Origin of the sequence: Pseudomonas sp. NFACC32-1 (assembly GCF_900101215.1) — a bacterium.
Classification (GTDB): domain Bacteria; phylum Pseudomonadota; class Gammaproteobacteria; order Pseudomonadales; family Pseudomonadaceae; genus Aquipseudomonas.
Genome location: NZ_FMUL01000001.1, coordinates 677,454 through 700,032, shown reverse-complemented (window position 1 = coordinate 700,032; position 22,579 = coordinate 677,454). Strand labels below are relative to the sequence as shown.

Genomic DNA, 22,579 nt, shown 5'->3' with positions numbered 1-22,579 from the left:
CGCCCACTCATGCCTGACAAAACGCCCACGACCGCCAACTTCAATCGCATTCCGGTGGTGGATATCGCCGGGCTGTACAGCGACGACCTCACCCAGCGACAGGCGGTGGCCGAAGAACTGGGTAACGCCGCCCGCGCAGTCGGTTTCCTGTACATCAAGAACCACGGCATCGAGTCGTCACTGATCGACGGCTTGCGTCAAGCGGCGAAGAACCTGTTTGCCCAATCGCTTGAATACAAAATGCAGCATTACATCGGCACTTCACGCAGCCACAAGGGTTTTGTGCCTGAAGGTGAAGAGGTCTATGCCAAAGGCAAACCCGATCACAAGGAAGCTTTCGATATCGGTTTCGAAGTGAGCGAAGACGATCCGCTGGTGATTGCCGGCACGCCACTGATCGGGGCCAACGAATGGCCGGACCTGCCGGGTTTCCGCCCCGCCGTCGAAGCCTACTACGCCGCGGTGTTTGCATTAGGTCGTCGCTTGTTCAAGGGCTTCGCGCTCGCTTTGGGCCTGGAGGAGGACTATTTCGAGGCAATGGTGACTCGCCCACCGTCGAAACTGCGCCTGATCCACTACCCATTTGACCTGGCGGCTCAAGACGCGCCCGGCATTGGTGCGCATACCGACTACGAATGCTTCACCATTTTGCTTGCCGACAAGCCAGGCCTCGAGGTGATGAACGATCAGGGGCAATGGATTGATGCGCCGCCCATGGACGGTACGTTTGTGGTCAACATCGGCGACATGCTGGAGGTCATGACCGCGGGCACATTCGTTGCTACGGCTCACCGAGTGCGAACCGTCAGCGAAGAGCGCTACTCGTTCCCACTCTTCTATGCCTGCGACTTCCATACGCAAATCAAGCCACTGCCGCAGTTTCTTGAAGGCGGTAAGGATTACGAGGAAATCACCATCGGTGAGCACATGTTTGGCCAAGCGTTGCAAACCTATCAATACCTGCGCCGCAAAGTCGAACGCGGCGAACTCAAACTGTATGAGCGCGCACGCAAGCCTTCGAGCTTCGGTCACTTGAAGAACCAGACGCAGGAAGCGTCCTGATGCCCCCGACCGTTCCAAGACAACCCTGTTTCAAACCAGTCCAATCCTACTTTTTCGACGTGGAGTCACCGATGATGCGCAATCCAATGAATATTGCTGTCCGCTTGTCCCTGCTGGCCTTCGCGATCCTCGGTGCGGCAGGAGCCCACGCAGCCACGACGGTGACACCCGGCGTCCTCAAGGTCGGCATGGAAATCACCTATCCGCCCTTCGAATCTTACGACGAACAAAAGAATGTCGTCGGCTCCGACCCCGAACTGGCGCGATTACTCGCCAAACATCTGGACCTCAAGGCCGACTTCGTTGACACCAAATTTCCCAACCTGCTTCTGAGCCTGAACGCCGGTCACTATGACGCGATCATCTCGGGCATGTACATCACCCCCCAACGGCAGACTCAGGCGCAAACCATCCCATACGCCAAGACCGGCGCAGCGATCATGGTGCTCAAGGACAGCTTGCTGAAACCGAAAGTACCGCAAGACCTCTGCGGCCTGAAAGTCGGCCTGGAAAAAGGCACCACTTGGGTCACGCAATTCAACAAACTCTCGACCGATTACTGCGTCCCGAATAACAAGGGCGCGGTCATGGTCAGCGAATTCCCGTCCGCCCCTGAAGTGACCCAGGCGCTGCTCTCCGGCAACGTGCAGGCTCAGGTGGAGATCGACGGCGCCGCCGGCATGATCGCAGAACGCACCAAAGGCCGGGTTGTGATCAGCACCGATCACTCGATCTATCAACAGACGCTGGGGATCTACGTCAAAAAGGACAACGACGCGCTCTATCAGGCGCTGCTCAAGGCTTTTGACGCGACGAAAGCGTCGGGTGAATACGCCGCCCTGTTGAAGAAATACAACCTGGAAGAACCGACTAACTGACTCAATGCAGCCCTGTGGGAGCGAGGCCGCTCCCACAGTCGGCGGCGTTCGCTTGACTGCCCGGCATAGGTGAAGCCTCCGTCGACGCCAGCAGTTGGAGGTACACATGCAATTTGAATGGCCCTACTTCTTTTCTCTGTTTTCGGTCTCGGACTTCTGGAAAGCCTGCATTACGGTGGTGGAACTCAGCACGCTGGCCTGGTTCATCGGCATGCTGCTGGGCTTCCTGCTGGCGTCGGCCAAGCTTTCGGCCACGCGTTGGATCAGCGTGCCGGCGTCGGTTTATATCTGGTTCTTTCGCAGCGTGCCGCTGCTCGTACTGGTGGTGTTCGTCTATAACCTGCCGCAGATGTTCCCGGTCACCCGTGGCGTACTGTCCAACCCGTTCTATTCCGGCCTGTTCGCGCTGGTGGTGACCGAGGCGGCGTACATGGCGGAAATTCATCGGGGCGGCTTGATATCCGTTGCCAAAGGCCAGAAAGAAGCCGGCCGTGCGCTGGGCATCGGCCTGATCGGTCTGCAGCGCCTGATCGTGATCCCGCAGGCGTTCCGCATTTCCCTGCCGACCCTGATCAATGAATACATCACAGTGGTGAAGCTGACCTCGCTGGTCTCGGTGATTTCCTTGACCGAACTGTTGACCGTGGGCCAGCGCCTTTACGCGCAAAACTTCCTGGTCATGGAAACCCTGTCGGCTGTGGCGGTGTATTACGTGCTGATCGTGACCGTGCTCGGCTGGCTGTTTCATTGGCTGGAGCAACACCTGGAGCTCAACAACCGCAAACCACAGACGCTGGATGACATCAGCCTGCGGCGTCTTCGCGCGGTACGGGCGGTGACCTCTCCGGCAGACGCTCGTACAGCGCCAGGGCCTGGTTCGGCACCCGCCCTGCAGCTGGTTGACATTCACAAGCGCTACGGCCAGCACGTCGTGCTCAAGGGCATCAACCTTGATGTCAACGTGGGCCAGGTGATCTCCATTATCGGTCCGTCGGGATCGGGGAAAACCTCACTGATTCGGACCATCAACGCCTTGGAAAACATCGACCAGGGCGAGATCATTCTATTCGGCGAAAGCTATATCAACGCCGGTGACAACACCAACACGCACCCAGTACGCCGTGGGATACAGCGCATCGGCATGGTGTTCCAGAGCTTCAACCTGTTTCCCCATCGCACCATTCTCGACAATGTCACCCTCGCCCCGCGTTATCACGGCCGCGACAAGTCCATCAGCGAGCAGCGCGCCTACGCTCTGCTGGACAAAGTAGGGTTGCTGGCTCACGCGCAAAAGTATCCGCATCAGTTGTCAGGCGGTCAGCAACAACGGGTGGCAATCGCCCGCGCATTGGCGATGGATCCCCACATCATGCTGTTCGATGAACCTACTTCAGCCCTTGACCCGGAACTGGTCGGCGATGTGCTCAAGGTGATCAGCGACCTGGCAAAAGAAGGCATGACCATGTTGATCGTGACCCATGAAATGGACTTCGCCATGTCAATTTCCGACAGGGTGGTTTTCATGGAGGACGGCCTGGTCAAACTGGATGCGGAGCCTGGGATGATCCGAGCTGACCAGTGCGGCGAGAGAATCAGGAAATTCATGAGGGTTTGAACTCGGTGTGATTGGCTCCTGGCACTCGAGATGGAAAATTCGTCAAGCACGCCGATTCCCACCCACGTTATGCGTTGCGAAGCTGCTGGCGAGTCATTCTGATGAGGACTCATCCGGATCTCGGATCATTGGCCCCGATGGCAAACCGTATGCGCACGCGACAATCACCTGCCTGATCTTCGATCATCCCGCAATCACACAGGGGACCTCTCATGGCCAAGACCGAGACCGATCCTGGCCCACCCGTTATCCGCGTGACACTGCGACGCCAAGGCCTTTGCGCCGACACTGTCTGACAATATCGCTGCGACTTGATCAATGGTGAACCATGAAATATGCATCCTCCAGAACCGATCGCATCGATCTCTATTGGTCACATTGGCCGGATAATGTCACGCCTGCCGAGGAAATTGTCCGTGGGTTCGAGGCTGATCTGTTCCCGGCTTCGCATGCGTTGGGATTGGGTATCGTCACTTGGTCGCCACTCGGCGCAGGCATGCTGACCGGTAAGTACCGCAAGGGCGAGAAAGGACGCGCCGAGGGCCTCGGTGGCAAGGTGTTCCAGGCAGAGAATAGCGAGCAGCGCACACAGGTCCTCGACACGGTGATCGCCATCGCCAACGAACTGGGCGTCAGCCCCGGTCAGATCGCCATCGCCTGGTCCGGCACGCACGGGTCGTTGCCCATCATCGGCCCGCGCTCGGTTGAGCAGTTGGCCGACAACCTCGCAGCCCTGTCGGTTGAACTGTCAGCCGAGCAGATTCATCGGCTCGACACCGTTAGCAGTTTGTCTGCTTCGATGCCAGCAAGGACAGCGGCCCCTTGGGCTCGCGCAGCAGCGCAGATCGTGGCTTGAACGTGGGTGGGTGATGCAAGCCGACGACAAGAAAGCCAGACTCAACTGTATGCATCACCTGCCCTGCCCCCCTTATCGCCTGACATGTTCCTGTCAGCCTCCCGTCACCCTGACGTCAGATCGTTGCGCCTAAAGTAATGCCAGGATTGCTCCTGCGGCGCCATCGTGAACCTGCGGGAGCGAGCCTGCCCGCTCCCGCAGGAACCTGGCTTAACCAGAGATTCCGCCCCCTTGGTTGCTTTTTGCCGGAGCTCTTGTCATCAGCCGGAAGGAGAAACGCAAATGAACCACCCTGACGGGCACGACAGCGCACTTGATCAATTCATCTGGCCATCGCCAGACGGTATCCTGGACCGGAAGGACCTGTTGCTTCGCCTGCGCGCCGAACAGCGGTTCATGGCCGCACAGGACCCTGCATGCAGGCTCGATCAACAAGACTACCTGCTTTCCCTGATCGATTCGGTATCAGCACGGGCCGACGGTGCCGCGCAACGCTCAGGTTTCGATGCCAGGCGAATGCGTAGCGTCATCACCGAAGCGGCCATGAGAAGCCATTGGGGCAAGCCCTCAGGCGGTCGCCGAACCCAGGGCATCGCCGCACATTACGATGCGCAGACTTGCATGGCCGCGGTACTCGATGTCGAGCTGAGCGACGAGGGGCGCTTGATTGTGCATGACACGGTGTTTGTCGCTGACCTGGGCACTGTAGAAAAACCCGGTCGCCTACGCGCCCAGCTGGAAGGCGCATGCATGATGGGGGTCGCACTCGTGGCATCTTCTGAATTTGGTGTGACGGCGGCGGATCTGTGCCCGACGATCGCCCAACGCTCCCGCTGGCCGCTCGTCTCATGGCTGCCAGGGCACATCGCGGTACATTTGATCAACCCAACGGGTGCGCTCCAGGCCTGCCAGCCCAGCCAGCTGAGCTATGTCCCCATCGTCCGGGCCTTGTGCGATGCGATTCGCAAAGCCTCGGACAAGCGTACCAGCGATTTGCCGCTCAAAAGCCAGTCGCTCGAAAGAGTGGGCGGACGTTAAATCCACTGACGGGCTTCAAATCAAACCCGGCGCCAGGGCTTTCAGCGTCGCCGCCACACCAGTGGTGCACTGCCATTTGGCAATCCGATAGCCACGAAAGCAGGGTAGATTATCTGTTCCAGACAAGTGAGGTTTCGCGCCATGCCTTCAACTCCCTGTGTCCCGTCCAGCCTCCGTGGGCAACGCGGCGCGGACCTGCTCGTGGAAGTACTGCGCAGCGAAGGCGTTCGCCACGTCTTCGGCAATCCGGGAACAACGGAGCTGCCTTTGCTCGATGCGCTCTCGGGCGTCTCCGATATTCACTACGTGCTCGGCCTCCAGGAGGCCTCGGTCGTGGCGATGGCCGACGGTTATGCCCAGGCATCCGGCCGCCCCGGTTTCGTCAACCTCCATACAGCAGGAGGCCTTGGCAATGCGATGGGCGCCATCCTGAACGCGAAGATGGCGAACACACCGCTGGTTATCACCGCGGGCCAACAGGATACCCGCCATGGCGTGACCGACCCGCTGCTTCATGGTGATCTGGTCAGCCTGGCCCGACCGAGCGTCAAATGGGCGGAGGAAATCCAGCACCCCGAGCATATCCCGATGCTGCTGCGTCGCGCTCTTCAGGACTGCCGCACGGGGCCGACCGGCCCGGTTTTCCTTTCGCTGCCGATCAACGTGATGGAGCAGCACACCGATGCCGATGCTGGCCAGCCGTCGCGAATCGAACGAGGAGCGGTGACCGCGGCGATTGACCCGTTGGCTGAGGCCTTAGCGACGGTTGCTCCGGGCCGTCTGGCGATTATCGTCGGGGAGGAGGTCTCCCAGTCGAATGCGCAAGTGGAAGTGGTGAGACTCGCCGAAGCACTCGGCGCGCCAGTCTTCGGGCCATCCTGGCCCGGGCATATCCCTTTCCCCACCGCTCATCCTCAATGGCGCGGAGCCTTGTCGCCCAAAGCTGCCGATATCCGCGAAACGTTCGCTGACTTCGATGCGGTCTTGCTTCTCGGCGGTCATTCGCTGATCAGTTACCAATACTCGCAAGGCCCGGCGATCCCCCCTCATTGCCGTCTCATTCAATTGACCGGCGATGGCCACCAACTGGGCAGAGTGCATGGAACGGCGCTGGGATTGATAGGCGACATAAAGCTGTCGTTGCAGTTGTTGCTGCCGTTACTGGATCAGATGCTGGCCCCACACAGCCAGGCCATCGCGACGCTGCGAAATGTCGCTGCGCACGAGCGCAGTACTCGCCGAATCGCAGTGGCCGAGCGCGCGAAGCGCGAATTCAATGCGCCCGTGACCACGCCTTTCGTTGCGGCCCATGAAGCTGTCCGGGCAATCGGCCCTGATGTGTGGATCGTCGACGAAGCGCCGGTCACCATCGCTCATGTGCGTGCTTGCCTGGATTCGCGTTCGGCCCGCCAGTACCTGTTTACACGCAGCGCCATCCTTGGATGGGGCATGCCGGCGGCTGTCGGTACATCGCTTGGCCTGGACCGCACCCCGGTGGTCTGCCTGGTCGGCGATGGCTCGGCGATGTACTCCCCCCAAGCGCTTTGGACAGCGGCACACGAGCGTTTGCCCGTCACCTTTGTGGTCATGAACAATGGCGAATACAACATCCTGAAAAACTACGCGCGTAACCAGGCGCACTACCGAAGTGCCGGTACGAACCAGTTCATCGGCATGGACATCCGGGACCCGGCCATCGACTTCCAGGCCCTCGCCTCCTCCCTGGGGGTCGCTTCGCGCAGGGTCGAGCGCGCCGGCGATATCGCTGAAGCGGTCGAGGATGGCATTCGCTCAGGCCGTCCCAACCTCATCGAATTGCCGATCATGGCTTGAAGCTAACGGCCGTTCACCTTTGGCGCGGCCCCATGAAAACTGCAGCCCTGCATCAGCGACCGCGATCGACATCATGGATGATGAGCTTGCACCGGGCCTTCGCAGCTATCACCTTATCTATTCACGCCAGCCTTCCTCATGGGACGATCAAAAGCCCACGCCCTATCGTGTTCGGATAACCGTCAGCGTGTCCGTATGAATCGGGCCTTGTAGTCCTTCGAAAACTGCTCACAAGCCTTGCCAAGCTCATCTGAGCTTTCATCGGTTGATCTTGATCAGGTTGAAGAGGTGCAATTATTCCCAATCTGTAGACGTTCGATCCACCAAGCTTCGTGGTTGCCTTGGTCAGCACAATAGCTGTAGCTTTGATCTTCAATAAGCGAGGATATGTCATTGGACGACTCTGAACATCTGAAACAACTGTGCGCTCGTTTCAACTCTGGAGAATGTCTGAGCTTTACGTTTTTCTGGGGGCACCAGCGTAGTAAAACTGGCGTCACGGCTTCGTGCTTCAGCCAATGGTTCGAGGCCGGGTTCATTGTCGACGGGCAACATTACCCGACAGCCGAACACTACATGATGGCCGAGAAAGCGGCCTTGTTCGACGATCAGGATATTCGTGCGCAGGTGCTCCACACGCCTACTCCAAATGCCGCCAAAGCGCTTGGCCGCAACGTGCGCGGATTCAATGATAAGGTTTGGCTGCAACACCGATACGACATCGTCGTTCGAGCGAACCAGGCCAAGTTCTCCCAGAATCCGCAGTTGAACGATTATCTTCTACAAACCGGTTCGCGGGTTATTGTCGAAGCCAGCCCGGTTGATAACATCTGGGGTATAGGGCTCGCACAGGACAGCGCGGATGCGAACAATCCGAATCTGTGGAAAGGCTTGAATCTACTGGGATTTGCGCTGATGCAGGTGCGGGACGGGACTGATATGCCTGCTCCAAGGTAGTGTCCTGACCTTACTCACGAAAAGCGCAAAAGCCTTGGCGAACGACAGGGCTTATTGCATGCGACCTTATCAAGAAAGCGCGTCAACCAACAGAAGCTGAGTCGCCCGAATTTTTGTCGACACCTTCAGGCGGCTGCTTCTGGCCGTTTTCTGCCTGTCGCCACCGGCAGAAATCGGCCAGAAGCGGTCATTCTGATTCATCTAGAAAATCAGAGGCGATTCAGGCCGAGCTGTACCCGTCCTTTAACTACCTGCCCAGAAGTTCGCTTGAGGTAAGGACTAAATCGTGTTGCTGCCCTCAACGAATGTGCCGCCGACGTGCAACTGCTCAATGATTCTGAAGGCCAAGAGGCCATAGACTACTTCAGGTTTGGTGTCATTTCGGACGTACCGGATGTGCGTTACGACATGTGCGGTGCCGAAGCGTCGATTCGCCTCCGATGTTCCTTCGAGTACGCTTGCAACGATATCGGCCTCAATCAATGGCTCGTGATTACATGCCCCCTGCGGCGGTAGACACTCGCAGATCGGCTCATGCTGCTCACCAACTTCTAGGCGCAGTTGCAGGAGATTATGCCGAGGCCCGGTAATACGTGAAGCGGCAAGGTACTCTCCGAGGCGGACGAAATGCATGTAATTTGCCTCTACTGTTTGGTTAAAGGATGCACTCTAGCCCTTCTTGAGGGACTCAATCAGGCCTGTCGAATAGAGCTGAATCGGTCCTTCTTCTGTAGACGCTTTCAAAGGACCGCTCCTTGGCGGAATTCTGCCTGTAAGGCAGCAGCCGACCATAGCGGTCTGTTGGCAATGAAAGGGACCGGCAATGAAGGGGCCAGATTTATTTACTGGAAATACTGTCCACTTTTTTATGAGGTTCGCCACTCCTTGGCTTGGCGCGGTTGAACCGCCGACGTTGGGAACACCCGCTGTGCCTGTAAGTCTACCTGTAACCAATCATTGGTAAGGTACAGCGCAATGGATAAGACAATTACCGTGGATCAACTGGCGACCACTGACCTCAGATCAATCAACGAGATATGGCTCGGCGGGACTCATACCCAGCTATGCCTCTGGCGTGGCGCACAAGTCTTCACCCACGAAATGCTCAGCGAAGGCACCCACGATCAGAATGTCCAACGCCTGTGCCTGCAGTTGGTCAACCCTGACGATCAGGCCGCAGTGGCCCATGTTGAGCGGATCGCGCGCGAACGACTGACAAAGATGGGCAAGGAAGGCGAGTTTTATCCGGCTGAGGAAGCGGACACCCATCAATAGTCGCTCTGCAGCGGTGATAAAAAGAGGAATATCGGCCAGTCATTAAGGTCCTCAGTACGTCACTTGAGGATCTGGCGCTACACATCTCGGCGATATCCCTTATTGGGCCATTCGATCAGAGGCGAGAATCTCCGCAAGAAAATCGATGAACACATTGATGCGGCTGGAGCCGCGGTGATTGGGCAAATACAGCGCATTGATGCAGCTGCTCGCACTGCCCGGATTGACTTCGTAATGCTCCAGCAACCGTGTCAGTCGACCTGCGGCGACGTCATCGCGCACCAGCCAGTCGGCCAGCAGAGCCACCCCGCCGCCCGCGATTGCGGCCTCGCGCAAGATGTCGGCGTTGTTGCTTTGCAACCGGCCATGCACGTTGAGCTGAAGGGGTTGCTCGTCGCCCTGAAACGTCCAGTGATGATGCGATCCACCGTAATCGAAGCGCAGGCACTGGTGCCCCAGCAAGTCATTAGGATGACTCAGCGCCGCGTGACGGCCCAGGTAATCCGGGCTGGCGACGACCCAGCGCTGGAAGCCCCCTACCCGTTTGCTGACGATGTCCTCGCTGACCACCGACGAGCCGAGGCGCACGGACACATCGATCTGCTCGCTCAACAGGTCACCGACCTGATCGCTCAATGACACGCTGATTTCCAGTCCCGGATGACGGTCGAGCAGTCGGCCCAGATGTGGCGCGATGATTCGCCGGCCAAACTCGACGGGGACACTGATCCGCAGGCGCCCTTGCGCCTCGCTGCCGCGGTCGGCGACCACGGCATCGGCTTCATCGATGGCCTCCAGAATAGCCACGGCTTTTTCAAAATAGGCTTGCCCGGCGACGGTCACGCTGGTGTTGCGGGTCGTGCGGTTAAGCAGGCTGGCGCCCAGCTCGCTTTCCAGGCCCGCCACCTGGCGTGTCACCGAAGAGGTGGAGATTCCAAGTTTGCGCGCCGCAGAGGAATAACCGCCGCAACGCACGGTTTCAACAAACATCTTCAACGCCAGCAATTTGTCCATCAGCGGAGTCCGGTCGAAAGGGAACGGAGCTGATTGTGCATGACCGTTCGCCCGCCGTCTTGCAGGACTGTGCTTCGCCGCGCTCCTCGATGCCTGTTGGTCAGACATCTGCCTTGCGACTCATGAATATCACCAGGGCCAAGGCAGGCAGCAACGCGATCGCCACCGCAGAGAGGCTCCAGCCGAAATGCTCATAGAGCGGGCTGGCCACCAGCGATCCCAAGGCGCCGCCGACGAAGATGCTGGTCATGTACACGGCATTCAATCGAGCCCGGCTGTGCGGGTCGATGGAATACACCTCGCGTTGGCCCAGCACCATGTTCAGTTGCACGGCAAAATCCAGCAGCACCGCGCACACGACAAGCCAGATGTAACCACTGCCGGGCAGCGCTGCAATCAACAAGGAGACCGGAGCCAACAGCAGCGCAACGAGTGTCCCGCGACGGCCATGACCTGCATCGGCCAAGCGTCCGGCAATGGGCGCGGCCACGGCACCGACGGCGCCTACCAGCGCAAAGATCGCGATCTGCACCTGGCTGAAACCGTGGTGGCGCATCAGCTCGATGGGCGCCAGGGTCCAGAACAGGCTGAAGCTGGCGAACAACAATCCCTGATACAACGAACGTTGGCGCAGGACCGAATGGCGCCGGGCCAGCGCAAACACCGAGCCGATCAATGCGGCATAAGTCGCCCGATGCGTCGGTACGCGACGCGGCAGCGCAATGGCGGTGATCAGGGCGATAACAGCCATCAGCGCCGCCGCACTGAAGAAGACACCGCGCCAGCCGAACACGTCCACCAACAGGCTCGACAGCGGACGCGACAGCAGGATGCCCAGCAACAGGCCGCTCATGATGTTGCCCACCACCCGGCCTCGTGTTGCTTCCGGAGCCAGGTGTGCCGCCAGGGGCACCAGGATCTGCACCGCTACCGATGTGAGGCCGATCAGCAGCGACAAGACGAGGAATATCGACGGCGAGTGCGTCAGCCCGGCACACAACAGGGTAACGCCCGACGCGAGGGTGAGGCCCACCACCAGGCGCCGGTTCTCCGCAAGGTCAGCCAATGGCACCAGCAGCAATAAACCCAGGGCGTAGCCCAATTGCGTCAGCGACACGATCAGGCTCGCATTGATGCTGGACAGGCCAATTTGCGGCGCGATCAATTCGACAATCGGCTGAGCGTAATAAAGATTGGCCACGACCGCGCCGCAGCAGAACGCCAGGAACGCGACCATCAGGCCGGAAAGTGAAGCGGGTTGTTCGGCCTTGGCCGTCGCGGCGGGATTGCCCATGAACATGATGACACCTCGGTAGGTTTGGGGAAGTAATCGTCAGGCTAAGGGCAGCGGTCTGCCCGGAGAACCCATTGATCGGGCAATGAAGTGATGCGCGACACGCAACGCCAGCGGTGTTGCGGTTGGCGCAACAGGCTTTTGCGTGATCCGCTGATACTCCGGCGCATGGGCCTTCTCTACCCTTGGGCACTCGGCGCAGGACTCTCCATCGGCGCCCTTTTCCGGTTGATCAAGGAGACGTCAATGACCTCGAATCCATCCTCAATGTCCAGCGCGCGTGCCTCAGGCTTGGGATGCCCATGATCGGCATTTCCATGAGGTCCAGACCGTTTTGGATCGGCGCCGCGGTCCTGGCTTCGATAGGTGCGATCGCTGCTACCCTGCTGATGTGGCGTCCGGCGATTGCACCCGTCGAGCGGCCGCGAACCTTCGATTCGGCGCAGTTGCAACGCGGCGCGCGCGTCGTCGAAGCAGGCGACTGCGCGGTATGCCACACGAGACCCGGCGGCCCTTACCTGGCAGGGGGACTGCCGCTGGTGACGCCGTTTGGCACGCTCTACAGCACGAACATCACACCCGATCCGCAGACTGGCATTGGCCAGTGGTCGCTGCCGGCGTTCGAGCGGGCGATGCGTGAAGGGATCGCCCGCGATGGGCACTTCCTGTACCCGGCCTTCCCGTACGTGCATTACCGGCGCATGACGGCAGGCGATATAGAAGACGCCTATGCGTACTTGATGAGTGGCCCCGCCGTGCACGCTCCAGCCCGGCAAAACCGCATGAGCTTCCCGATGAACCTCCGGCCGCTAGTGGCGTTCTGGAATTTACTGTTCCTGCAGGGCGAGCCACTGACTCCCGTGGTGCAGCAATCCAATGCATGGAATCGCGGGCGCTACCTGGTCGAAGGCCCCGGCCACTGCGCAGGCTGTCATTCTCCGCTGAACCTGATCGGCGCCGAGACGTCCGGCGCAAGCCTGGCCGGCGGTACCGTGGATGGTTGGGAAGCGCCTTCTCTGCTGGGCATGGGCCGTCGTGCAAATGCCTGGCGCTACGATCAGTTGGTGAGCTACCTGCGAGGAGAAGTGGTGGACGGCCATGGAACTGCCGCCGGCCCGATGCGCCCGGTCAGTCTCGGCCTGGCGCGCTTGCCAGTCGGCGACGCACAGGCGATCGCCGAGTACCTGCTGAGCTTGCCCGCCAGAACGGTCACCACCGAGGTCCCAGCCGCAGATGCTAATGCCGGGGCCTCCGATCAGACCATTGGCGCCCTGCTGTTCGCCAGCGCCTGTGCCGGCTGCCATGGGCCAGCTGCACCGATGCGTGAAATCGACGAGCGTCCTTCGCTGGACCGTACGTCATCGTTGCAAGCCCCGAACCCGCGCAATTTCCTGAAAACCGTGTTCGAAGGCGTCCCGGCAACGCCGGGCATGCCGGGACCGATGATGCCGCCGTTTGCCGCCAGCCTCGACAACGATCAACTCATCGCACTCGCTTCGTACCTGCGCCGACAAGCCAGACCCGACCAACCCTGGACAGACCTTTCTTCAACCCTTGAAGCGATACGTCAGGAGACGAAATGACTCAAGTCACGCTTAACGTCAACGGCTCGGCCCGGACATTGGACCTCGAACCTGACATGCCGCTGCTCTACGCGCTGCGTAATCATCTGGGGCTCAACGGCGCCAAGTACGGGTGTGGCTTGGGGCAGTGTGGCGCCTGCACGGTCATCGTCGATGACAAGCCTGTATTTTCCTGCGTGACACCCTGCGCCGGACTTGAAGGCAAGCGGGTTCGAACGGTGGAAAGTCTTGGTACCGCCGAACAACCCGGTCCTTTGCAAAAGGCATTTATCGACAAACAGGCGGCCCAATGCGGCTATTGCATCGCCGGTATGTTGATGCGCGCGCAGTCACTGCTGGAGAGCAACCCGCAGCCGGATGAACAGACCATTCGTGAGTACATGGCCGGCAACCTGTGTCGATGCGGCACCCACTTGCGAATCATCGACGCGATCAGCCTTGCCGCCAGGCAAAACGGGAGCGCGCCATGACAGTGATCAACGAGGTCAATCACAGCCGTCGCGCATTCTTGCGTGGGGGCGCCTTGCTGATGGCGTTTACCCTGGTACCGGTGCCGCGACGTGCGTGGGCGGACACCGAAGTCGACACGCTGGGCACGGTGGTATTGGCACCGGATCTGCCCGGCAGCCTGCGCACCAATCCCTATCTTGATGCCTGGATCCGCGTCGGTCATGAAGGCATCACCGTCTATACCGGCAAGGTTGAATTGGGCACTGGGGTCAAGACTGCCTTGCTGCAAATTGCCGCTGAACGCCTGGAGGTTTCTCCATCAGCGATCAACCTCCTCACCGCCGACACGGCGCTGACGCCCAACGAAGGTTACACCGCTGGCAGCCACAGTATTTTCGACAGCGGGACCGCGCTGTTCAACGCAGCGGCGCAGGTACGTGGGCTGCTGCTGGAGTCGGCTGGACGTAGCTGGGCGGTTGCGCCAGCACTGTTGACGACCCGGGAGGGCATCATTCACGGTCCCAACGGACAACGAATGGCCTACGCCGACGCTGTCAAAAACGTCGATCTGCACCGGTATGCACAGTCCGATTCGCCAGCACTGCCCGCGGCGCCATTCAAGTTGATCGGCCATTCGCTGCAACGGCTGGATATTCCGGCAAAAGTCAGTGGTGGCGCCGCGTTTGTCCAGGACATCCGCCTGCCGGGCATGCTGCACGCTCGGGTGATTCGCCCACCCCGCCCTGGCTGCACACTACAGGCCCTTGATGCAGCATCGATAGAGGCGCTGTCCGGGGTTGTGCAGGTGATTCGCGACGGCAATTATCTTGCGGTGGTCGCGCGGGATGAATGGCAAGCGATCAAAGCGATGCGCAGCGGATACGAAACGGCGCGCTGGAGCGGTGGCCAGGCAATCCCCGAATCCGCGGACATTCATGCATTACTCAAACGCCTTCCTTCACGCCCCTACCCGATCAGCCATGAAGGCACTGCCCAGGGTGCGACCGACAACAGCTATCAGGCCCGCGTGACCAAGCAATACCTGATGCATGGCTCCATTGGCCCGTCCTGCGCCGTGGCCTGGTTCAAGGGCGGCACCCTCACCGTCTGGACCCACACCCAGGGCGTGTATCCCCTGCGGGCCGGGATCGCCGAAATGGTGCAGCTACCCCCCGAACGCGTTCGCTGTATCCACACCGAAGGGTCCGGTTGTTATGGCCATAACGGCGCGGACGATGCGGCAGCCGACGCGGCGTTGATTGCCATGCGCATACCCGGCACACCGGTCCGGGTCCAATGGATGCGAGAGCAGGAAAATCTCTGGGAGCCCTACAGCTCGGCGATGGTAACCGAAGTCAAAGCCAACCTGAACGCCCAAGGTCGGTTGCAGGACTGGAACTATGAACTATGGACGACGCCGCACAACGAACGCATCGTCAACGCCGGCCGGCTGCTGCCGGCGCGATTGCTGGCTCGACCGTTCGCCTCCGCACCTTCGGTGCCCATCGCTCAACCTGAAGGCGATGGCGATCGCAACGCGGTGCCGCTGTACACGCTGGCCTCTACACGCATCAACATGAACTTTGTCACGCAGATGCCCTTTCGCACTTCGGCCATGCGTTCACTGGGTGCGCACATCAACATTTTTGCGATCGAAGCGTGCATGGATGAGCTTGCGTCCAGGGCCAGGGTCGATCCGATAGCCTTGCGCCTGGCTCATCTGGAAGATCCCCGGGCGCGGGCCGTGGTGGAGCGGGTTCGCGACGGCATTGGCTGGCAGCAAAAAAGCAATGAGCCTGGCGCAGGCATCGGCTTTGCCTTTGCCCGGTACAAAAACATCATGGGTTACTGCGCAATCGCGGTAAGACTGCAGGTACATCCGCTGACCGGTGAAATACAGATCGAGCATGTGGTCACGGCGGTGGACGTCGGACAGATCGTCAATCCCGATGGCCTGCGCAATCAGGTGGAGGGCGGGATCGTCCAGTCCACCAGTTGGACGCTGTATGAACAGGTCGCCTATGACGCCGGGGGTATACGCAGCTACGACTGGAGTGGTTACCCGATCCTGCGCTTTTCGCAGGTGCCCAGGAAGGTCGATGTTCATCTACTCGACCAACCGGGACAACCGTTTCTCGGCGCCGCCGAAATCGTCCAGGGTCCCATGGCCGCCGCCATCGGCAACGCCGTGGCGAACGCCACCGGCCGACGCTGGTTGAACCTGCCCCTGACCCGCTCGGAGCAGCCGTCCTGACCCGCATTGCGTTGCGTTTCACGCAATGCAGTGTTGGGCGTTCCTCGGATTATCAAGCGCCCGCCCGCCGATTAACTTAAAGCCATCCGGTGCCTGACCCAACGTCCGCCGCAACCCTGCTTTCTGTACCGCTATTGGAGAACACCCCATGACGCAGCACCTGTTCCAACCCATCGCATTGGGCCCCTACACACTCCCTCACCGCGTGGCGATGGCGCCTTTGACACGCTCTCGCGCCGGGCAACCGGGCGACGTGCCAACGGCCATGAACGCCGAGTATTACCGCCAGCGTGCGAGCGCCGCGTTGATCATTACCGAAGCAACGCAAATTTCCCGGCAAGGCCAAGGCTATGCCTGGACACCGGGCATCTACAACGCTGAACAGGTGCAAGCCTGGCGTGCAGTCAGCACCCAGGTGCATGAGAGCGGCGGCCTGATCTTCATGCAGCTCTGGCATGTGGGCCGCGTGTCCCACCCGAGCTTTCAGCCTGACAACGCGCGCCCGGTTGCCCCGAGCGCGTTACCCGTGCCGGGCAAGACGTTCATCGTCGACGCGGATGGCAACGGTGTCTGGAGCGATGTACCGGTGCCGCGTGCACTGCAGGCTCCAGAGATCACCGACATCATCGACGACTACCGCCGGGCCGCGCGCAATGCACTGGACTCTGGAATGGACGGCGTGGAAATTCATGCGGGCAATGGTTATCTGCTGGACCAGTTCATCAACAGTAACAGTAACCAGCGCGAGGATGCTTACGGTGGAAGCCTGGAAAACCGTGCACGGCTGTTATTGGAAGTGGTCGCCGCCGTAGTCGACGAAGTGGGCGCAGAGCGCGTAGGCGTACGCTTGACGCCGATGGGACGGTTCATGGGCATGGGCGATGAGACACCGCAGGCGACATTCGGCTACATCGTGCGCTCGTTGAACCAATGGACGCTGGCCTATCTGCACCTCGTCGAGCCCGCCGTGGTTGGCACCGTCAAGGACGAGCACTTCGATCCGCGATGGGATGAAATCATCGGTCAATTACGTGCGGCATGGGACGGCGTGTTGATGATCGCCGGTGGCTACGATCCCAAGACGGCGGAACAGGCCTTGATCGACGGCCGCGCGGACATCATTGCGTTCGGCAGAGCCTTCCTGGCAAACCCGGATCTGCCCCGGCGAATTCGTGAAGGGTTACCGCTCAATGCACCAGACCCGAGCACCTTCTTCGGTGGCGATCAGCGTGGCTACGTGGATTATCCGACTCATTCCTGAGCTGGGCTTAACGCAGTTGACCGGTCCGAAAGGCGGCCGGCGCGGATTGTTTGGGATTATCACTCCACATAACGCAGCCAAAGATGAATCCGACCCGAGACCGCCTGAGCGACTGCAAAAATGCGTGCTTGTAGTTTTTCAACGCTCGTGTTGTAGAGCGCGCAAAAGTCTTTCGCAACGAGATTGGCCAGAGATAGATCAGGCGGCTCAGCACGAATGAAGCCGATGTAAGAGGCACCTACGCCCATTAGCTCATAGCCATGCGCTTCTGAAAAATGACGCGCAACCGCAAAATTTTTCGCAGGGTCTAAATCGGAAGTGAAATAGCCGTTGGGAAAAGCAGCGAGTGCCTGGTAAGACTCCTGAACGGGTACCAAAGCGCTGACATTGGCTGGTCGATTATCGATACAGGTTTTTCCTGATAACCAATCCACTCCTGCAGGGCCTGCTCATCAAGCGTCAAACCATGAGCACAAGCATCTTCGAAAGACCTAGCTGCTACCAGGTTCGTGAAATTGCGAAAGCAAATTGCGAACTCCGCTTTCGTGATCGGATAACCTACATATTCATCGTTCTCAAAACATTCTTGAGGCAGCCCCGCGATGTCCTCCTCGGTGGCGTCATCCATTCCTGAATTACTGCGAGCATGGCCCGACGTGTATCAAGCCTGGTGCAGATCATCGAGCGAGAACAGAGGTTTAAAGCCTGGGTGCGACTCAGCAATCTTACGACGAGCCTCGGTCAGATCGTCAAAGCTGGTAATCCCGCTCACACCGTACTCATCGCAGGTCCCTACAGACGGGTTCTCACGCATGCATTACCGCGAAATTCGATATCCATAAAGCGTGGCTTGCTCCATGTTGTTACTGAATTGAGGGAGTAATCCTAAGCGCTCCAAGATCATCATAGAAACAAGCTACAACAGGACCCGTAGCATGCAACACACACTGCATGTGGCCGCTGCCAATTCCTGCCGCAAGTTCAATCAAAGCGCCACTGGCGTAGAGATACCAAAGCTGAACACTCATAGGACAACATCAGCCCTCTCATACATCGGGCAACCGCAAGCGATCTACTTCGTCAAAGAGATTACAAAAGACGTCCACCAGGGAAGGGTCGAACTGGGTACCGGCCTGATCGGTGATGAAACGCCTCGAGCGCTCGACATCCCAGGCCTGTTTGTAGGCTCGAGGCATTCTTATGGCGTCATACACATCGCATATCGACACAATCCTTGCCGATAACGGAATTTCCTTGCCCCGCAACCCCTTGGGATAGCCGGTACCGTCCCAACGTTCGTGATGCGCCAGGGCAATTTCCGCTGCGAGATCCGTCAAGGGAGAACCGTCCGGGTCATGCAGGATTTCATAACCGATGCGGGCATGTTCCTGCATGACTTCCCTTTCCTGCGGCGTCAACGCTCCCGGTTTCTGCAGAATCGCATCGGCAATGCCGATTTTCCCGATATCGTGCATCGGAGCCGCCATTTTCAGGAGTTCGCACCATTGAGAAGGCATGCCGATTGCCTTGGCCAACAAAGCGGAGGACTCGCCGATACGAACGATGTGTTGCCCCGTGTCATCATCGCGATAGCTGGCTGCTCGACTCAAGCTGCTGCTGATCGCCTTGTAGCTGGAGGCCAGTTGGACCGTGCGCAACTCGACTTTGCGCTCAAGCTCGGCATTGACATCGCGTAGCAGCTTCGCCGCCTGCGCCAGCTCCAGGCAATTGCGTACCCGCAGTAGCACCTCAGGCAGGTCAATGGGCTTGGAGATGAAGTCGTTGGCGCCTTTTTCCAGGCCTTTTCGTCTGTTCTGCTGGTCATTCAAGGCCGTTACGATGATGACCGGTGACTCGGTGCGGTCCCGCTTATTGAGACGATCGAGGATCTCAAAGCCGTCAGGCGCGGGCATATCCAGGTCCAGCAACACCAGGTCCCAGGCGTTCGAAAGCAGCCAATCCAGTCCTTGGGCCGAGTCGTTGAAGGTGGTGATGTTGCGCAGGCCCACGGCTCGCAGGCATGAATCCAGAAGCCGGAGGTTGGTGGGCACATCGTCGATAATGACGATCCTGCTTTCAGCATTTACTTTGGTGAACATGCATCTGCCCTCTTCGCAGCGAGCGTCAATACGAGGTGACGGATACTCTGGCCATCCAACGGAGAGGGCACGATGGCCTGGCACGCCAATCGGTCGACCGAAGCGTGATCATCGGCCGCACGAACCACGATGATCGACATCTGCGCCTCGCCGATCCTCGTGCGTAAACCGCGAAAAAAAGTATCCAGTACAGGCACACGGTCCGCGGTGGCGACGATCAATACGCTGACTGTCGTGGTTTCGAGCACGAGGCTGGCATCAGGCAACGTATCGACGCGCTGCAACTCGAAATCACCGGCCAACGCCTCCCGAACCACCTGGGCATCCCGGGGGTTGTCGCTCACCAACAGCACGCGTGGCAAGCCAATCGCTGACGCTGTGCAATCGCTGGCCGGCGCTGGAAAATCCGAAGAGCACATGTCGATCCAGAAGGTGGTTCCCACGCCGACCTGGCTTTCAAAGCCCATGGTGCCGTGCATCAGGACCGCCAGGTCCCGGCACAACGCCAAGCCAATGCCGGTGCCCTGGATGGAAGAGTTCTCCTTACCCAAGCGCTGGAAGGGCCGGAAAAGCTCTTGCTGCACATCCGGGGAAATGCCCATCCCGGTATCCGTCACGTAAAGACGCAACCGGGCTCCCGTCTCGACAACCATGGCCCCCAGCGTGATATTGCCACCGGGTCGGTTGTACTTGATTGCGTTGGACAACAGATTGATCAGGACCTGCTTGAGGCGACGCTTGTCCGCCCAGACATGCCATGTATCCGGAGGAGCCTTGATGTGCAAGGTCTGGCCGTGCGCAGAGACCTGCTGCAAAACCATGTCAGCGCAGTTGGATAGCAGGCTTGCCACAGGCACCGGCTTGAGATCCAGCAGTGGCTTCTCAGCCTGCAGGCTGGAGAGATCAAGCAGATCGTCCACCAATTGCATGAGGTGTTCACTGGCCTTGATGATTTCCTGCAGGTTGGCTGTCTGTTGCGACGCGTCGTCAGGCGGTTGCATGAGCCCCAATTGGGCAAACCCGTAGATGGCATTCAATGGGGTTCGCAACTCATGGCTCATGCTGGAGATGAACTTGGATTTGGCCGTACTGGCCGCCTCTGCCTCCAGGGTTTTCTCCCGCAGATCCAACTGAGTCTGCTTGAGCGTCGTGATGTCGACACACGCCACGACCACGACACTGGACTCATCGAGCCGCGAGGGCTCCAGAGTGCGGCCTCGGCAAAGGATCCAGATCAACTTGCCATGCACGTCCCTGATGCGGAATTCCGCTTCCGGCGCCACGCTGGCACTGCCCCTGGCCTCTTCCAGGAACTGCGTGAAGGTCTGCCGATCTTCAACGGGAATGTTCTGCAGCAGGGTCTCCATCGGCACTTCATTGGCCGCAAAACCGAAACGCTGGCACAAGGCACCCTTGAGGATGAAACGGTGCCGCTGGGGGTAATACTCCCACAGCCCTTCGGCGAAGCTCTCCATGACCAACTCAAGACGCTGCTGCGTGGCGTTGCGAACGGACTCTGCCTGGGCCAACTGCCTGCCCATTCCCAGTGCCTGGTTGGACATTGACCACAGTTCGGTGATATCGGAAGGGCTTGCCGCCGGTTGCCAGTGGCCCCGACCGATCTCCCGCATCATTTGGGAGACCCCTTGGACCGGTGTGCTCAATTGGCGGCTGAGATCACGCGTGCGCCACCACATGAAGGCAAAGAACAAGGTGTAGAACAGCACCAGCCCCGCGACCAACAGATAACCCACTTCGCGGTAATGACTGGCGAGCAGATTGGTTTCGTGCATGACTGCCGCTTCGTCCACCACCGCCAGCAGGAACCAGCCGGTGGAGGGAATCTCGTCCCAGGCGACCAGGTGAGGCCGTCCATTCAACGTCAGCGCAACGATACCTTGTGAATGGTCGGGCAAGTTCTTGTTGAGGCTGGCAAGGTCCGGATGACGAGCGAGGTTCAAATCCGGCGATTGCAAGCGCTCGCGATCGACAGGTTCTCCAGCGGGCTGGTTCTCGACGTGCAGGGAAAAATCACGTTGGCCTGCCTTGGGGACGGCCATGACATCGAGCTTGTCGTTGACCAGCATCAGGTAGCCATCCCACGGCATCTGCAACTGCTCGATTCGCTTCAAGATGCCGTCGACCGTGACATCGACGCCGGCTACGCCCTCAAGAAAGTCGCCTCTGTAGACCGGCGCGATGGCAGACATCATCCATCCCTGGCCGGCAGGGTCCAGGTAGACATCCGTCCAGACGACTTTTCTCTCCGGGTTGTGCTGGGCATCGGCCAGGTAATAAAAGTTGTATTGGGGGATGTCCATATCATGGGGATACTGTTCGAGCGTATTGAACCAGGGATAAATCCGGTTATAGCTGTCCCAACTATTGAAATAGATGCTGGCAATCAACGGATCCCCATCCTTCAACTGCTTCATCATGAAATCCTGGTTTGCCAGGAGAGAAACCTTGTAGAGATCCTGTTTTTGCGGCGCAGTGACATTCGAATAGAACGAGGCGGACGCTCCGTCGTTTACCGCGCTGTAACGGACACCGTCGGCACTCAATGAAAGCGATGCCGCCGTGAGATTCTGGTTTTCGGTGAGTTCATGCTCGGTGGACTTGGCATAAAGGCCGATCGCCTTGTGGATCTGCTCCAACTGTCCCTGCACCAACAATGCATTCTGCTGAACCGATACCTGGATGTCTCGTGTCGCACTCTGATGCAGATATTCGATCTGGGAATTGCGTATGGACTGGTTCGTGATGAAATAAGTCGTGATCAGCACGCCTTCCACCAGGACAAGTGGCAACAGGCTGGTACTGGCAAACGCCCGCCAGATCCATCTGCGAAGGCTGACCCTCTCTGTTGAAGCTGCTTGCATAGGCACGCTCGTTGCGTCGGCGGCACACACTGATATCACAATGACACCATTGTGGTCGCATCCCTGGTTTCTGTCCAACAGGACTCTCGTCCTTTCGTCTGCCTGCCCACCCCATCCGGCAAGTACACCAGCATCGATCAAAAGCCCGTGTGCAACCTTATGACCATAGTCGAACACCCGATTTTGGTCGCAAGACTTAAGCTATGCTCAAGATCGGATCACTGGAGG

At 59.1% G+C, this 22,579-nt stretch carries 17 protein-coding genes and 2 pseudogenes; 13 read left to right on the top strand and 6 right to left on the bottom strand.

Annotated features, from left to right (window positions below; all coding sequences use genetic code 11):
* Positions 1-9: 9 nt before the first annotated feature.
* The 8 genes and pseudogenes from BLP99_RS03080 (at position 10) to BLP99_RS03050 (ending at position 8,239) form a co-directional block, all read left to right on the top strand.
* Positions 10-1,062 (top strand): isopenicillin N synthase family dioxygenase, encoded by a 1,053-nt coding sequence (locus tag BLP99_RS03080; protein ID WP_072430480.1) that lies wholly within the window; start codon positions 10-12, stop codon positions 1,060-1,062.
* A 74-nt stretch (positions 1,063-1,136) separates the two neighbouring features.
* Positions 1,137-1,940 carry an ABC transporter substrate-binding protein gene (locus BLP99_RS03075; RefSeq protein ID WP_072394812.1) on the top strand — a complete coding sequence of 268 codons (804 nt, stop codon included), beginning with the start codon at positions 1,137-1,139 and terminating at the stop codon, positions 1,938-1,940.
* Between the two features lie 106 nt (positions 1,941-2,046).
* The gene (locus tag BLP99_RS26700; protein ID WP_072394565.1) at positions 2,047-3,555 is read left to right on the top strand and encodes an amino acid ABC transporter permease/ATP-binding protein; all 1,509 of its coding nucleotides are present in this window, start codon (positions 2,047-2,049) and stop codon (positions 3,553-3,555) included.
* Between the two features lie 346 nt (positions 3,556-3,901).
* Positions 3,902-4,411 (top strand): annotated as a pseudogene (locus BLP99_RS03065) (aldo/keto reductase); the annotation flags it as partial.
* A gap of 282 nt (positions 4,412-4,693) precedes the next feature.
* Positions 4,694-5,449, top strand: a complete 756-nt coding sequence (locus BLP99_RS03060) for an aldehyde dehydrogenase (RefSeq protein WP_072430479.1) — start codon at positions 4,694-4,696, stop codon at positions 5,447-5,449.
* A gap of 141 nt (positions 5,450-5,590) precedes the next feature.
* A complete protein-coding gene (locus BLP99_RS03055; protein ID WP_092179664.1) occupies positions 5,591-7,282 on the top strand; it encodes a thiamine pyrophosphate-binding protein in 1,692 nt (563 codons plus the stop codon).
* Between the two features lie 79 nt (positions 7,283-7,361).
* Positions 7,362-7,455, top strand: a pseudogene (locus tag BLP99_RS26745) (type II toxin-antitoxin system RelE/ParE family toxin); the annotation flags it as partial.
* A gap of 220 nt (positions 7,456-7,675) precedes the next feature.
* Positions 7,676-8,239 carry an NADAR family protein gene (locus BLP99_RS03050; protein ID WP_092179788.1) on the top strand — a complete coding sequence of 188 codons (564 nt, stop codon included), beginning with the start codon at positions 7,676-7,678 and terminating at the stop codon, positions 8,237-8,239.
* Positions 8,240-8,518: 279 nt separating this feature from the next.
* On the opposite strand, the gene BLP99_RS03045 is transcribed toward BLP99_RS03050, so the two are convergent.
* The gene (locus BLP99_RS03045; RefSeq protein ID WP_072458461.1) at positions 8,519-8,872 is read right to left on the bottom strand and encodes a hypothetical protein; all 354 of its coding nucleotides are present in this window, start codon (positions 8,870-8,872) and stop codon (positions 8,519-8,521) included.
* A 342-nt stretch (positions 8,873-9,214) separates the two neighbouring features.
* Here BLP99_RS03045 and BLP99_RS03040 point away from each other — a divergent pair, with 342 nt between their 5' ends.
* A complete protein-coding gene (locus BLP99_RS03040; protein ID WP_072394550.1) occupies positions 9,215-9,514 on the top strand; it encodes a hypothetical protein in 300 nt (99 codons plus the stop codon).
* Positions 9,515-9,613: 99 nt separating this feature from the next.
* Here BLP99_RS03040 and BLP99_RS03035 read toward each other — a convergent pair whose 3' ends face one another.
* Complete coding sequence (locus BLP99_RS03035; protein ID WP_072430475.1) at positions 9,614-10,528, bottom strand: LysR family transcriptional regulator; 915 nt, start codon at positions 10,526-10,528, stop codon at positions 9,614-9,616.
* A 100-nt stretch (positions 10,529-10,628) separates the two neighbouring features.
* Positions 10,629-11,828 (bottom strand): MFS transporter, encoded by a 1,200-nt coding sequence (locus BLP99_RS03030; protein WP_072458463.1) that lies wholly within the window; start codon positions 11,826-11,828, stop codon positions 10,629-10,631.
* 296 nt (positions 11,829-12,124) lie between these two features.
* Between BLP99_RS03030 and BLP99_RS03025 the strand changes: the two genes are divergently transcribed.
* From BLP99_RS03025 to BLP99_RS03010, 4 genes are all read left to right on the top strand, one after another.
* Entirely contained in the window at positions 12,125-13,405 is a 1,281-nt protein-coding gene (locus BLP99_RS03025; protein WP_371128575.1) for a c-type cytochrome, read from the top strand.
* Complete coding sequence (locus BLP99_RS03020) at positions 13,402-13,875, top strand: (2Fe-2S)-binding protein (RefSeq protein ID WP_072394541.1); 474 nt, start codon at positions 13,402-13,404, stop codon at positions 13,873-13,875. The genes BLP99_RS03025 and BLP99_RS03020 overlap by 4 nt, the downstream gene beginning before the upstream one ends.
* The gene (locus BLP99_RS03015; protein WP_092179662.1) at positions 13,872-16,109 is read left to right on the top strand and encodes a xanthine dehydrogenase family protein molybdopterin-binding subunit; all 2,238 of its coding nucleotides are present in this window, start codon (positions 13,872-13,874) and stop codon (positions 16,107-16,109) included. Before BLP99_RS03020 ends, BLP99_RS03015 begins: the two co-directional genes overlap by 4 nt.
* 148 nt (positions 16,110-16,257) lie before the next feature.
* Positions 16,258-17,370: an alkene reductase gene (locus tag BLP99_RS03010; RefSeq protein ID WP_072394536.1), complete on the top strand. Its 1,113-nt coding sequence runs from the start codon at positions 16,258-16,260 to the stop codon at positions 17,368-17,370.
* Positions 17,371-17,429: 59 nt separating this feature from the next.
* On the opposite strand, the gene BLP99_RS26565 is transcribed toward BLP99_RS03010, so the two are convergent.
* The 3 genes from BLP99_RS26565 to BLP99_RS02995 form a co-directional block, all read right to left on the bottom strand.
* Positions 17,430-17,804 carry a DUF4253 domain-containing protein gene (locus BLP99_RS26565; protein WP_231991086.1) on the bottom strand — a complete coding sequence of 125 codons (375 nt, stop codon included), beginning with the start codon at positions 17,802-17,804 and terminating at the stop codon, positions 17,430-17,432.
* Between the two features lie 612 nt (positions 17,805-18,416).
* Positions 18,417-19,469 carry an HD domain-containing phosphohydrolase gene (locus tag BLP99_RS03000; RefSeq protein WP_072394533.1) on the bottom strand — a complete coding sequence of 351 codons (1,053 nt, stop codon included), beginning with the start codon at positions 19,467-19,469 and terminating at the stop codon, positions 18,417-18,419.
* Positions 19,454-22,528 carry a sensor histidine kinase gene (locus tag BLP99_RS02995; RefSeq protein ID WP_256327598.1) on the bottom strand — a complete coding sequence of 1,025 codons (3,075 nt, stop codon included), beginning with the start codon at positions 22,526-22,528 and terminating at the stop codon, positions 19,454-19,456. The genes BLP99_RS03000 and BLP99_RS02995 overlap by 16 nt, the downstream gene beginning before the upstream one ends.
* Between the last annotated feature and the right edge of the window lie 51 nt (positions 22,529-22,579).